This window comes from Halomonas sp. (assembly GCF_033549285.1).
In the GTDB taxonomy this organism is placed as follows: Bacteria; Pseudomonadota; Gammaproteobacteria; order Pseudomonadales; family Halomonadaceae; genus Halomonas.
Map to the genome: position 1 here is coordinate 18,360 of NZ_JAWSUJ010000046.1, position 13,063 is coordinate 31,422.

The following is a 13,063-nucleotide window of genomic DNA, read 5'->3' on the forward strand; positions in this document are numbered from 1 at the left end:
CCTTTCAGGATGGCCAAGACTCCGGCACAAGGCAAGAAACCCGGGCCTGAAGGATCAGGTCCGGGGTAGGTCGCTCGAGGGAAAGGGATCAGTTCCACCAGTAGCGCAGGGCTTCTCGCGTCTGCTGCCATTCGTCATTTACCCGGCGATGCTGCCCTTCGCCACGTTGACTCACATCCCTGTTGCGCCGCTGATCGACAGAATTCTCCGCCTGCATTACCGAGCTTTTGCTTTCTGTGTGCAACGTCTGACGTCGCTTCTCCTGATAGTCGGAGTCCATCGCCATCAGGGGTCCAGCACTCAGCATCAGGGCCATCATGGCCAATGTTACGATTCGAATTTTCATGACTACACCTCGTGACTATCGATTGATAGAAGACCTTCAATCAGGTCTTGATACTTGGTGTTATGGAGGCCATTATCCTTACGATACATCCAAAAAAGAGACGACATCCATGAAAGCAAATCGGAAGAAACTTATCACTTCATGAAGTAACGAGGAGATGGATCCGGCTCTATCACGGCAACACTGCGCCTTCTCTTCATCACATGACGAAATCCTTTTGCCGCGATGACGTTACGAGACATTGTCGACACCTTCGATCCGGCTCAGGGCAATTGATATAAATGGAGTGATACACCCCATGACCAGACCCTTTTTTCCCCGCTGCCTGCTAACCTTGACGACGCTGGCCGCAGGGCCAGTCATCGCAGCAAATGACCTGACGTTCTCGCCGGATGATATTCACTCCTGGCCGACACGCAGCTTCGAGGGCGAGACCGAGTACCGGGTCATCGAGCGGCAAGGCACTCGGCTTCTCCAGGCCAGCGCCCGGCAGCAGGCCTCGGCGAAATACCTGGAACGCGAGATCGACCTTGGCGAGACGCCCTACCTGAACTGGTGCTGGCAGGTATCGGGGATTCATGAGGGTCTCGATGAAACACGAAAGTCGGGTGACGATTACCCGGCCAGGGTCTATGTGGCCCGCAAGACGGGGCTGCTGCCCTGGCAGGTCGAGTCGGTGAACTACGTGTGGGCCTCGAGCCAGCCAGCAGGATCGGACTGGCCCAATGCCTTTACCTCACGCGCCCAGCTGCTGGCCCTGCAGAGTGGTGAGGCGCGCGTAGGCGAATGGGTGGCGGAAGTGCGGGATGTCCGCGAGGACTATCAGCGACTCTTCGGAAGTCGCCCGGACAGCATCGATGGCCTCGCCCTGATGAGCGACGGCGACAATGCCGGGGTGGATGCCACTGCCTGGTTCACGCATCTGGCATTTTCCGCGAGTCCCGAACCGCCCGACTGTCCTTGAACTCGTACGGCGATACCCGACCGGTGGCCGGGTATCGCCACTCATCAGCTACAGCGACGACGTGCCTCCCAGCTGACCGGGCCAGGGCGTTGTCTGGCGGCATCCAGGGAGAGCCGATCCTCTTCCCGGAAGGCCATTACCGCAAGACTCGCGCCGAAGATGATCAGGGAGGGGTAGAACAAGGCATTGGTACCCTCCAGGTACCATCCCCAGGGATCAATGACCGAGGCACTGACGGCCACCAGCGACGCACCGTTCAGTAGCAGCTGCAGCGGGTAGGTCCAGCGGCGTGCCAGGCCGATGACCACCAGCAGTCCGACCAGCATCTGGCCGATACCTGCCAGTGGCAGCAGCGCCTCGGTCGAGAGAAACCCGAAATAGAAGTTGTCGGCAATAGCCTGGCTGTGGTCGGTATTGACGATCTTGTTCACCCCCCAGATCAGTAACAACCCGCCCAGCGAGATCCTCAACAGCAGCAGGCTCAACGTCTTGGTCATCTTTCCTCCTCGATGCTCCATGGTGGATTCCACGTTCCTGACATGACACGCCAGTGAGACGCCGCCACTCAGTCGCCGGGGCCGGCATGTCCTTACGAAAGGAAATCGGACCGACCCGGCCAAGCGTTCGATCGTCCTGGCTCGGGATCAGGAGATGAAAATGCGATGGCGCAATTACCACTGAAGGGTATGGCCGACACGCCGGCATGACCGTCCCGGCGAAGCGTCCGCAGCTGACCAAACGGGGGGTTGCGACGGGTCAGCGTCTCAAGTGCCTGAGGTGACGCTCTACGCAGTCACTCCGATTCCTCGGTGGCACGCTTGGCAATGGCAGCGAAGAGGGTGTCGAGTTCGCGGCCCACCGTTTCCAGTTCCTCTCCGGCCGAGTCCACGTAGGGTTCGAGAAGATGAGTCGGCGTCTTCCAGGAGAGCGTGGCGCTGCCGTCGTCGTTTTCGGTGACATAGAAGCGCATGGGGGCCTCGATCATCGCCGGGACGCTCAGTCTCAGGATCCGAACCGCATAGTCATTGCGAAACACACCGACGACCCGGTTGCCGGGGATGGTGATCCCCCGGTTCGCGGCGGCCTCGGTGGGCCCTGCCTCGGTAACCACGAACATGCCCTCGGCCTCGACCGCCTCCCGCAGGGCCTCCAGCAGGTCGTCGTAGGCAAGCGAGGTAGGCGTGACCTCCCAGCCCTGGTCAGGCCAACGGGGTTCGGCACCTACGGGGGCCGCCACGATCAGCACCAGCAGCCAGGTCGCCAGTATCATGCGCTTCATCAGGCACTCCTCCGCGAGAGTGGCGCCGGCTCCTCTGGCGCCCGCTGCCAGTGGCGAAGCGTGGAGGGATGCACCCCGAAGGTCTCGGGCAGGTGGATACCCGACTGCTCGGCCAGGAGGGCAATGATCGCCATGTGGTGAATGCTGTGACTGGTCAGGAAGGCAAGTTCGCGATTCAGGCTCGACGCCAGGAAGAGCCCCTCGTCGTCCAGGGGATAGGCCAGAGTCAGCGAGCCCGACGACGGCTCACTACCCAGCGCCGACAGCCTTGATTCGATGTCGGCCAGATGGCTCGCCGCTTGCTGCGGCCATTGCTCGAGGGCCTCGTCGCGTCGGCGCTGTTCGTAGTCGATGACCTCCTCTCCTCGGTCGAGCCCCTCGAGGAGGGCATCGTAATGATCGATGATGTGACGCACATGCTTGCCCAGGGTGTGGCGCCCGTGCTCGCCGAATGCCTGCCGGTAGCGCTCGGGGGCAAGGCCCGCGACCAGGCTTCTCAGCTGGGCAAGGGTCAGCAGGTTCTCCTCGACGAGACGCGCGGTGTCGGGAGACGGCCGGGAGAGACGTGATGTCATGACGGATGTCCTGTGGGTTCCACTTTGGGTTACGTCAGGGGGATCGCCGTAAGGCGGCAGAGGGGAAAAGCCAGGCCGCCACCGTGGTGACGGGCCTGGTCTCCCGCTGGTGAGGAAGGAAGGGCTCAACCCTCCCCTTCGCCCTCGCCTTCGGCTTCACCCTCGCCTTCTGCTTCACCTTCAGCCTCACCTTCGGCCTCGGCACCACCCTCGGCGTGGGCCTCGGCAAGCATCAGGGGAGCCTCCTGGCCATTGGTATAGCTCAGCTCAGTGGACGTCTCGCCGGCCACGGCCTGGAATGCAGCTCCGCTGGCGACCAGGGCAAGTGCCGGTGCCGTGTAGCCCAGCTGACGGCTGAGGCGACTCAGCAGGCTACGACGCTTCTCGTCTTGCAGTGTCATGATCATGACCTCCTTGATACAGGGTGGGCGACATGCCAGGCATGTCGTCTTGCTGTGACGCCGGCTAGGTGGTGGCCGACGTCTTCATCGGCGATGCCGAGGGCATCACCGTATGCTCGTGCCTCGGTCATCCTCTCGCCATGGCAGGACGATTGACCGAGGGGGCAGGGTCCGCCCGCGTGACCAGCCATTCGGCCAGTGACGCGGCATCCGGCGCCTCTGTGCCCGTCCTCATTGCGCACAAGGCCAGGGTGGAGAGCCAGTCTCCCAGAACCGTCACGCTCTGGGCATCCAGCGCCTGGCCATCAACGGTCAGGCAATTCGGCAGCAAGGCGCCAAGCGCCTCCAGCATGGCGACCGGGGCGAGGGCCTGGTCGGCAGATGCCTCGGCTGGCAGCAGCACGCCACGAAGGGCCACGCTGTCGGGCAACCCGCTCGAGGACATGCCGGCGACACCCCGCAGCGGAAAGTCCAGGGGTTCGGCAATGGCCGGATCCGAGAGGTCCAGGCGTACGCCGCGGGTAAGCACGCCACCAGAGGCCTCCATCAGCCGCATCAGCAGGAGGCGGCTCTCCTCCTCGTCGGGGAGCAGGCAGAGCACACCATTGCCCTGTGGCGTGATCAGCAGGGCCGCGTCGATCACCGGTCGGCCGGGCATCGCGGCCTGGCGAACCAGGTGCGCCGTCAATACCGGGCCCAATTGTGCCAGCGTCAGCCGCGATGCCAGCAGTTGGTCATCGGTGGCCAGGGCATAGCCGCCTGACTCGTGCAGTACCGCCAGCCGCGGCAGCCGGCTCGCCGCCTCGGCGTCAAGCGGCGAGAGCCGCTCGCCGAACCATGTCACCAACCGCGCCATGGCGGGGCCGCTGGCCACGTCCAGGGCCCAGTGGCGGCCGTCCAGGCTGAGCCTCATGGCCCGCCCCGACGACGACACTGGCGTTGCCTCGTCATGGATCTCGTCCGCTTCCGGCGACGCTGCCGGCGCATCACCCTGCTGGCGAAGCAGGCCGGCACGGCACCAGTCATGCAGGGTGTTCCACACATCGCGCCGCAGCGCCGAGATCGGTGCCGGTGCCCCCGCCTCGGTGGTGGCCCGCGCCAGTTCATCGGCGATGGCATCGGGGTCCAGCCCCTCGGTCGCCAGCAGCCAGGTCAGGGCCGCCGTGTCGTTGGGCCGGTAGTAGTGACCGCTGCGCGTGTCATAGAGGGCGAGACGCTCCTCGTCGACCAGTTCAGCCACGTGGCGCCGCTGCAGCCGCAGGGGCGGAAGGGTACGCCCCGTCAGGGCCTCGGCCAGCCGCAGGTCGGCCCGGGTGGGCAAGGTGAAATAGGGCAGGTAGCGCTCGGGCTCGGCGGCCGGCAACAGCCGCAGGAAGCCGCCGGCGCGAACCTGCTCGGCCTCGGCCTCGGCGACCAGCCGCGCGGTGACGTCCGGTTCCTGAGCGGCAGTGCCGGCCTCGGTCAGGGCCCCTCCGGGGAGATCGACCAGCGCTACCATGTCATGCACCAGCCCGCCCTTGACGGCTTCCTCGACGCGCCCTCCCGTCTCCGGGGCGGCACAGATGCCCAGCGACGGGCTGAGGTTGCACTCCAGGATCCACGGCTTGAGGGTGTCGTCCACCAGGCAGTCGAGTCCCAGCAGCTCGTAGCAGCCGCGCGGGTCGGCACCGGCCTCGGCCGTGCGGCGTCGCATGGCATCCACGGCGGAGATCGCGGTCAGGGCCACCAGGTCCTCGATGCGCGCGAAGAGGGCCTCGTCGTCGTGCCCCTGATCTCTCAACCAGGCCCGGTAGCGATCGAGGTCGATAAACTCCACCGGCACCTCGGCACGGCTGTTCAGGGCGTTGATGTCCGGGTTGGTCAGCTGGCTATAGGGATTGTCGGCATCCTCGGGATCCCAGGGCTCGGAGGCCAGCTTGGCGAAGCCCTGGCGGTAGAGATAGACGCGCAGCGGCTCCAGCGAAGTGATCAGCACGTAGAGTCTCAGGACATACTTGTGGCCGCGGATGGTATGGGGATTGGCCACATACTCCTGGACCAGCCAGTCCTGCGCGAGGGGCGCCTCGGCGACATCCTTCAGCACCCGCACCCCCTTGCCCTTGGAGGCATTGGTGGGCTTGAGGATCCAGCGCCGGCTCGGGTCAGCCTGGGCGGCCTCCTGCAGCGCGTGGTAGTCACCGGGCATCACGTAGGCTCGGGGAAAGAACGCCAGCCGCCGGGCAAGTTCGTGGTCGGCCCCATGGCTCTCCCGGATGCGCTCGCGAAGGGTGGCGAGGCTCTCATGGAGCCGGCTCTTGACGGTGAGCGCCGCATTGCCCGGGAAGTGGTTCATCTTGCGCGTCGGCGAGACCCGCCGGAACTGCGCGGCATCCGGCATGCCGGTGATCCAGCAGGCATCCCAGTCGTGCTCGTCGCCGAGCTGCCAGCCCAGGGGCTCCAGGGCCTCACGGAAGAACCGGTCCTGCTCGGCAGCGCGCTTGCCGCCCAGCCAGAAGCGCCTTGTCGGCGAATGCTGCTCCGTCATGCTCGGGATCTCCTGATCGCCTTGGGGATCGTCGTGATGTCGATCATGGTATCTGGTTGCTCTGTCGACGCCGCGACTCGCTCCTTACAGCGATAGCAAGTGGAGCATGATCTGTCGCCCCTTGAATTATGGAACGATCGGTACTAAATTGGCCGACATGACACGAGGACGCCCCATCGCATTCAGCCCGGACGAGGCTGCCAACGCCGCCATGCAGGTCTTCTGGGCACGAGGCTACGAGAGCGCCTCGACCCGGGAGCTGCTCGGGGCCATGTGCCTCTCGCGCAGCAGCCTCTATCAGGCCTTCGGCAACAAGGAGCAGCTGTTCCTCGAGGTCCTGAGGCGCTATCGCGAATCGCTGGTGGGACGTCTGGAGCGTAGACTGGAGGCAGCGCCCTCGGCCATGGCCTTCCTCGAGATGCTGTTTCGCGAGACGGCACAGGAGACGGGCAGCGACCGCGCCGCCCTGGGGTGTCTGATCTTCAACTCCGCCAGCGAGCTCGGCCAGCAGGATGGCCTGCCCTCGCAGCATGCCCGCCAGAGCATCGCCGCCATCACGGCACTGTTCCACCAGGCAGTGACGCGGGCCCAGGCGGAGGGCGACATCGCCCCGGAACGGGATGCAGCAGCCCTGGCCAGCTACCTGACGATGGGCATGGCCGGCCTCAGGACCCTGTTGAAGAGCGGGACAGATGCCGGGCAGGCCGAGCAAGCGGTAGAGCTTCTCCTGGACGGCCTGCGACGCTGATGAAGACTTTTTCTCGCCATTTATGGAACGATCAATCCATAAATGGCGCAATGGCAGTACCCACGACCACGAAGGAGGCACACACCATGTCCGCCGACTATCAGATGCAACTTCCTCCCCAGACCCTCGACAACGCCGATGCCAAGGCGAAGCCGCTGCTCGAGCAGGCCAACGCCAAGCTGGGCTTCGTGCCCAACATGTATGAGGGCATGGCCAAGGCACCGGGCGTGCTGAGCACCTACCTGCACGGCTATGAGCTGTTCCGCAATGATTCAGGCTTCGCGCCGCCCGAGCAGGAGGTGGTCTTCCTGACCATCAGCCGCCTCAACGGCTGCGGCTACTGCATGTCCGCCCACAGCATGCTGGCCGACAAGATGTCCCAGGTCCCTGCCGACGTGCTGGAAGCGATCCGCAACGGCCAGCCGATTCCGGACGAGCGGCTGGCGGCCCTCGCCGAGTTCACCAAGGTGATGTTCGAGACCCGGGGCATGCCCGGCGAGGCGGACGTCAAGGCGTTCCTGGATGCCGGCTTCGAGGAGCAGCAGGTGCTGCAGATCGTGTTGGCCCTGGCGGTCAAGACGCTCTCCAACTACTCCAACCACGTCAACCACCCGGAACTCGACGAGGCCTTCGCCGGCCATGCCTGGAAGGGCTGAGCATATTCCCTCTCACACCGGCGCCGGAGATAACGGCGCCGTTTTTTTATTCATTAATGGAATAATTTCGTCAGAAAGGGTTCTTGCCGCCAGATTGCCCTGCCGGGAGGGCACGCCTAGCATCGTGTCATCCCTGATGAAGGAGGATGCCCCATGAAACGTACCCTGCTACTGGCCGCCGGCACCCTGGTCCTGGCCGGCCCGGCCCATGCCCTGCACCCCGCTCCGCTGGTCGACGCCGCCTGGCTCGATAGCAAGCTTGGCAGCGACGACCTGGTGGTGCTGGACGTCCGCTCCGCCATCGATGACGGCGGCGACCGGGCGAGCTTCGAGGCGGCTCGCATCCCCGGCAGTCGCTACAGCAGCTATACCGATGCCGGCTGGCGCGAGGACCGCGACGGGGTCGCCGGCCTGATGCCCGCGGTGGATGACCTCGAGGAACTCATCGGCGGCCTGGGCATCGACAACGATGACACCGTGGTCGTGGTCTCCGCCGGCACCGGACCCACCGACTTCGGCAGCGCCGCACGTATCTACTGGACCTTCAAGGCCCTGGGGCACGACGAGGTGACGATCCTCAACGGCGGCTTCGCCGGCTGGGAGCAGCAGGGCTTCGAGGTCGCCAGCGGCACGGCGAGCGACCCCGAGGCGGTCGATTTCTCAGCCACGCTGCAGGAGCAGCTGCTGGCCACCACCGAGGAGGTGGAAGCGGCACGTGACGCCAACGAGACGACGCTGGTGGATGCCCGGCCGCCGGCCTTCTACAGGGGCGAGACCCAGTCACCCGCCGCCCGCGTGCCGGGCACTATCCCCGGCTCGGTGAACCTGCCCCATGATGGCAGCTTCGAGGAGCGCGACGGGACCTACTACCTGCAGCCGGACTCGCTGAAGGCACGCATCGACGAACTCGGCCTAGACCAGGAGGCGCCCACCGTGGCGTTCTGCAACACCGGCCACTGGGCCGCCAGCGGCTGGTTCCAGCTCAGCGAGATCGGCGGACTGGAGAACGTCACCATGTACGATGGCTCCATGGCCGCCTGGACCCGTGACGACGACCGTCCCGTCCAGCTGGCCGACCGGGGCACCGTCAGCGTCGGCGAGCTGGCCGAGTAGTCTTTCCTCCTGAAGCTCCTACCACGACGCCCCGCGGCCCGACCGCTGGGCGTCGTCTTGTCGTTGCTAGCCTAGCTCAGCCGTTCGGCGAGGGCATCGAGGTCGGAAACCGTGATGTCTGGCTCGATGCCCCAGGGGTCGAAGGGCGCATCGGGAATACGGCGCACCCAGGCGGCATGCAGGCCGGCATGACGGGCACCGATGACGTCGAAGGGATTGCTGGAGATCAGCCAGGTGTCGCCGGGCTCGCTCTCCAGCCGGTAGCGCAGATGGGCATAGACCGCCGGATCGGGCTTGAAGCGCTTGACCTCATCGACGCTGACCACCGTCTCGAAGCGCGCGCGGATCCCGGCCTGGGTCAGCAGCCCCTCGACCGCCTCACGGCTGCCGTTGGAGAAGGCCACGCAGCGCACCCCCGCCTCGGCGAGGCGGTCCAGGGCTGCCGAGGCCTCGGGAAAGGCCGGCAGCCGGGCGTAGACGCCCATCAGGTGGTCCTTGTCGGTCTCCGAGAAGCGCGTCTGCAGGGCGCGGTCGGTGAACTCCAGCGCCTCGCGCGTGCAGTGGGAAAAATCCACGTAGGCCCCCATCAGCCCGCGGCGGAAGCTGTACTCCAGCTGCTTGTCGCGCCAGCGCCGCGAGAACTCCGGGGCCAGGTCCGAACGGTCCTGCCCGGCGAGGCGTTGCTCGAGTTCCGCGACCACGCCATGGGTGTCGATCAGGGTTCCGTAGACATCGAAGGCCAGTACTGTTGCCATCCTCTAAGCTCCTTGGAACAAACTAGTCAGATGCCAGCAGCATGACGTCTGGTGGATGCAGACTCAAGAGAGGCATGCCCAGCCCTCTTGCCAGAACGGCCGCCCACCAGGAGATGGCAGTCAAGTAGTTGGTGGAGGCGGGGCCGGTCACTGCCAAACCGGTGGCGGTTGCTGCCCTCGCCTCCTATGCTGCGTTCACCTGCTTCCGGGGTTCTGTTCCGTTCATCCACTGGACAGTGATCATCACGGGGGACCGCGTCCATGGACCATCGCCGAGAGCACCTTCCCCGGCGGCTGCAGCGCGCGTGGCGCATCAGTCCTCCATTCTTGCTTGCCGCTGGCTTCATGGTGTTGATCCTTGCCGGAACGGCATTGCTCAAGCTCCCTTTTTCCACAAGCACACCCATTGCATGGCGCGAGGCTCTCTTTACCGCCACCTCGGCGGTAACCGTTACTGGCCTGGTGGTCACCGACACCAACGCCACCTTCACGACCTGGGGCGAGGTCGTCATTCTCCTCCTGATGCAGGCGGGGGGACTGGGGCTCATGACATTTGCCGTGGTGGCCTTGCTGTCTCTGGGTGGACGTATCAAGGGCCGGCATTACCTGGTCGCCAGCAGTCCCTATGACGCCACCCACCCTCGGGACGTCTTCCGCACTGCCAGGGAAGTGGTCAAGCTGGCACTGGTAATAGAGGGTCTCGCGCTGATCCCCCTGGCACTGGTATGGGTGCCTGAGCATGGCTGGGCCAAGGGACTCTGGTGGTCCCTGTTCCACACTGTCTCCGCGTTCAACAATGCCGGTTTCACACTGTCTTCTGACAGCCTGATGGCCTATACCGGAAATCCGGTCATCAATACGGTGATTCCCGCTCTCTACCTCATCGGAGGGCTGGGCTTCATCGTGATCGTGGGAATACTCGATTATCGCTTCAACCGGCAGTTGGATATCAACGTCAAGGTCGTACTCTCAGGCACTCTGGTGTTGAGTCTCGTGGGCACCGCCCTGATCTACGTGCTGGAATCCAACAATCCAGCCACACTGGCAGCACTTCCTGCGCTGTCCGATCAACTCTGGGCATCCTGGCTACAGGCCACGACCCCGCGAACCGCAGGGTTCAACAGCCTCGACATCGGCAGCCTCACCCAGCCTACCAGCCTCGTGCTGATGCTGCTGATGTTCGTCGGTGCCGGCGCCAACGGCACTGGGAGCGGCATCAAGGTGGCCACCCTGTTTGTCCTGCTCGCCGCCACCTGGGCCTATCTCCGGCAGCGAAGCCAACCGACGCTGTTTTCCCAAGCCATTGACACCACTACCCTGCTCAAGGCGCTTGCCGTCACGGTGATGGCCATCCTGGGCATCTTCCTGGGCACCCTGGCCCTGTCCATCACCGAAAACGCCGATCTGCTGACGGTGGCATTTGAAGCCACCTCCGCACTTGGCACGGTTGGCCTCACTCGGGGCCTGACGACGGAGCTTTCCGGCGAGGGACAGCTCATCATCATGGTCATGATGTTCGTGGGTCGCGTGTGTCCGCTGACGGTGGCCTACCTGGTCGGCTCTGCTTTTGCTTCCTCACGGGACTCGATGAAGGAGGAGCTGCAGATTGGCTAGGATCGTGGTCCTGACGCGCCTTCATCAGCGACGGTTGACAGGCTCTGATGGCGCGGCGTCAAACAGTTATCCTGCCATGCACGACAAGCGGTCCAGAACCCGGCCGGCCTATCCGTCTCCCGCCAGCCGCGACAAGGCATAGCTGGCGATGGCGGTATCCTGGACGCCGGTGCCGGTAAGGTCGCACACCGTCAGCGTGTCGTCCGTCAGGCGCAGGCGCTGCCTCTCGGCGATCACCCGACCCAGCTCGTGGACCTTGAAGGGCACTTCCCCGCCCTCGAAGACCTTGAGCTCACCGTTGCCCTCGCTCTGGGCCCGAGTATCGCAGACGAAGGCGTCGGCGCGGGTCAACACCGAGGCATCCAGCTCGCGCTTCTCCGGACTGTCCGAGCCCATGGCGGTGACATGCACGCCCGCGGGCAGGTCCCGGGCATGCAGCAGCGGCATGCGTGACGGGGTGGCGGTGACGATGATGTCCGCGGCGGCACAGGCCTCGGCGATGTCGTCGTGGACGTTCACCGTCAGCCCCGCGGCGCGCATCCGCTCGGCATAGGTCTCCGCCCCTTCCCGTCGGCGGGCCCAGACGTCCAGGGTATCGAGGTCGCGCACCAGGCGCAGCGCCTGCACCTGGCACTCGGCCTGCTCCCCGGCGCCGAGTACCGTCACCCGGCGGCTGGTCTCCCGCGACAGGTGCCTGGCGGCGATGGCGCCGGCCAGTGCCGTGCGCACCTGGGTGAGATACCCCTCGTCGAAGAGCACGGCCTCCACCCGCCCGGTCCTGGCCGAGAGGACCAGCATCAGGCCGTTGAGGCTCGGCAACCCCAGCGCCGGGTTGTCGAAGAAGCCGGGGCTGACCTTGATGGCGAAGCGCTCGGCGCCGCGGACATGGGCCGTCTTGACGTCCACCTCGCCGTTGGCCTCCTCGATGGCCATGGAGAGGATCGGCGGCTGCACGACCTCGCCACGCCCCAGGGCGGCGAAACCCGCCTCCACGGCGGAGAGTGCCGCCTGGTCGATGCCGACGGCCCCTTCGATGGCATCGCGATGGTAGAGTTGCATAGGGACCTCCGGAAGAATGGGACGAGGACCAGGAAAGAGTAGTAAGTAACAAGTGGAAAAGGGTGGGCGGCAAGCGGCTAAGCCGCAAGCCATTGTGAGAGGTCTCCGAAACATGCGACAAGGGGGTTCCTTGTAGCTTGCTCCTTGGCGCTTGTCGCTGCCCGAAGGGCGTTTATCGTCCCGCCAGGGCCCGCGCCCGATCAAGGGTCGAGAGCGAGACCGCATTGCCGGAGAGGATCAGCGCCACGCGCTGGCCTCGCACGTCCAGGCCATGCTCCTCGATGGCCGCCAGCCCCACGGCGGCGGCGCCCTCCACCAGGCGCTTCTCCTCCTCGAGGAGTTCGACCATGGCCGCGGCGATGGCGCGCTCGGAGACCTGTAAATGGTCGTCCATCACCTCGCGCACCAGACGGAGGGTGCAGCGGTTGTCGCGCCCGATGCCGCCACCCAGGGAGTCGCCCAGGCTCTCGACCTCCTCCACCGCCACCGGATGACCGGCCTTGAGGCTCTCCCACATGGCCGCGCCACGGGACAGGCTAACCCCGGTGACCCGGCAGGCGGGGCGAATCGCCTTCACGGCCGCGCCGATGCCGCCCAGCAGGCCGCCGCCGGAGAGCCCGACGATGACCCGGTCCAGGTCCGGGCACTCCTCCATCAGCTCGAGGCCGATGGTGCCCTGCCCGGCCACGACCCGCGGGTCGTCGAAGGGCGGGATCAGGGTCATGCCGCGTTCGTTCACCAGTCGCTCGACCTCGGAGAACGCCTCGTCCTGGCTGGCGCCGACGCGCCTCGCCTCGGCGCCCAGCGCCTCGATGGCGGCAGCCTTGTTGGCCGGCACCAGCCGCGACAGGCAGACCACCGCCGGCACACCCAGCCGCGCGGCGGCGTGGGCCACCGCGCGGCCGTGATTGCCGGTGGAGGCCGTCACCACCCCGGCCGCCAGTGCCTCGCGGCCGCGGCCCTCGATCAAGGCGGCAAGCATGTTGACCGCGCCCCGCAGCTTGAAGGCGCCGGTGGGCTGGCAGGTCT

Annotated in this window: 14 protein-coding genes; 5 read left to right on the plus strand and 9 right to left on the minus strand. The window is 65.5% G+C overall.

Annotated elements, in window-relative coordinates; translation table 11 throughout:
* Nucleotides 1-88: 88 nt before the first annotated feature.
* Nucleotides 89-346, minus strand: a complete 258-nt coding sequence (locus SCI24_RS11785; protein WP_318725553.1) for a hypothetical protein — start codon at nucleotides 344-346, stop codon at nucleotides 89-91.
* A gap of 298 nt (nucleotides 347-644) precedes the next feature.
* On the opposite strand from SCI24_RS11785, the gene SCI24_RS11790 reads away from it, so the two are divergent.
* On the plus strand, nucleotides 645-1,310 hold the full coding sequence (locus SCI24_RS11790) for a DUF3047 domain-containing protein (protein WP_318725554.1): 666 nt from the start codon (nucleotides 645-647) through the stop codon (nucleotides 1,308-1,310).
* Between the two features lie 44 nt (nucleotides 1,311-1,354).
* Here SCI24_RS11790 and SCI24_RS11795 read toward each other — a convergent pair whose 3' ends face one another.
* From SCI24_RS11795 to SCI24_RS11815, 5 genes are all read right to left on the minus strand, one after another.
* Entirely contained in the window at nucleotides 1,355-1,807 is a 453-nt protein-coding gene (locus SCI24_RS11795; protein WP_318725555.1) for a DoxX family protein, read from the minus strand.
* Nucleotides 1,808-2,103: 296 nt separating this feature from the next.
* Nucleotides 2,104-2,589, minus strand: a complete 486-nt coding sequence (locus tag SCI24_RS11800; protein ID WP_318725556.1) for a DUF302 domain-containing protein — start codon at nucleotides 2,587-2,589, stop codon at nucleotides 2,104-2,106.
* Nucleotides 2,589-3,164: a DinB family protein gene (locus tag SCI24_RS11805; RefSeq protein ID WP_318725557.1), complete on the minus strand. Its 576-nt coding sequence runs from the start codon at nucleotides 3,162-3,164 to the stop codon at nucleotides 2,589-2,591. The genes SCI24_RS11800 and SCI24_RS11805 overlap by 1 nt, the downstream gene beginning before the upstream one ends.
* Nucleotides 3,165-3,289: 125 nt before the next feature.
* Nucleotides 3,290-3,565 (minus strand): hypothetical protein, encoded by a 276-nt coding sequence (locus tag SCI24_RS11810; RefSeq protein WP_318725558.1) that lies wholly within the window; start codon nucleotides 3,563-3,565, stop codon nucleotides 3,290-3,292.
* A 127-nt stretch (nucleotides 3,566-3,692) separates the two neighbouring features.
* Nucleotides 3,693-6,089 carry a PqqD family peptide modification chaperone gene (locus tag SCI24_RS11815; RefSeq protein WP_318725559.1) on the minus strand — a complete coding sequence of 799 codons (2,397 nt, stop codon included), beginning with the start codon at nucleotides 6,087-6,089 and terminating at the stop codon, nucleotides 3,693-3,695.
* A 157-nt stretch (nucleotides 6,090-6,246) separates the two neighbouring features.
* Here SCI24_RS11815 and SCI24_RS11820 point away from each other — a divergent pair, with 157 nt between their 5' ends.
* The 3 genes from SCI24_RS11820 to SCI24_RS11830 all read left to right on the plus strand — a co-directional run bounded on the left by SCI24_RS11820 (nucleotide 6,247) and on the right by SCI24_RS11830 (nucleotide 8,606).
* The gene (locus tag SCI24_RS11820) at nucleotides 6,247-6,837 is read left to right on the plus strand and encodes a TetR/AcrR family transcriptional regulator (protein WP_318725560.1); all 591 of its coding nucleotides are present in this window, start codon (nucleotides 6,247-6,249) and stop codon (nucleotides 6,835-6,837) included.
* An 86-nt stretch (nucleotides 6,838-6,923) separates the two neighbouring features.
* On the plus strand, nucleotides 6,924-7,493 hold the full coding sequence (locus SCI24_RS11825; protein WP_318725561.1) for a carboxymuconolactone decarboxylase family protein: 570 nt from the start codon (nucleotides 6,924-6,926) through the stop codon (nucleotides 7,491-7,493).
* A gap of 153 nt (nucleotides 7,494-7,646) precedes the next feature.
* Complete coding sequence (locus SCI24_RS11830; RefSeq protein ID WP_318725562.1) at nucleotides 7,647-8,606, plus strand: sulfurtransferase; 960 nt, start codon at nucleotides 7,647-7,649, stop codon at nucleotides 8,604-8,606.
* Nucleotides 8,607-8,677: 71 nt separating this feature from the next.
* On the opposite strand, the gene SCI24_RS11835 is transcribed toward SCI24_RS11830, so the two are convergent.
* Nucleotides 8,678-9,361, minus strand: coding sequence for a haloacid dehalogenase type II (locus SCI24_RS11835; RefSeq protein WP_318725563.1), 684 nt, complete (start codon nucleotides 9,359-9,361; stop codon nucleotides 8,678-8,680).
* A gap of 261 nt (nucleotides 9,362-9,622) precedes the next feature.
* On the opposite strand from SCI24_RS11835, the gene SCI24_RS11840 reads away from it, so the two are divergent.
* Nucleotides 9,623-10,975, plus strand: coding sequence for a TrkH family potassium uptake protein (locus tag SCI24_RS11840; RefSeq protein ID WP_318725564.1), 1,353 nt, complete (start codon nucleotides 9,623-9,625; stop codon nucleotides 10,973-10,975).
* A gap of 108 nt (nucleotides 10,976-11,083) precedes the next feature.
* Here the strand turns inward: SCI24_RS11840 and SCI24_RS11845 are convergent, their stop codons facing one another.
* Complete coding sequence (locus SCI24_RS11845; RefSeq protein WP_318725565.1) at nucleotides 11,084-12,034, minus strand: cyclodeaminase; 951 nt, start codon at nucleotides 12,032-12,034, stop codon at nucleotides 11,084-11,086.
* 172 nt (nucleotides 12,035-12,206) lie between these two features.
* The coding region (locus tag SCI24_RS11850; RefSeq protein WP_318725566.1) for a pyridoxal-phosphate dependent enzyme at nucleotides 12,207-13,063 on the minus strand (857 nt) is incomplete at its 5' end.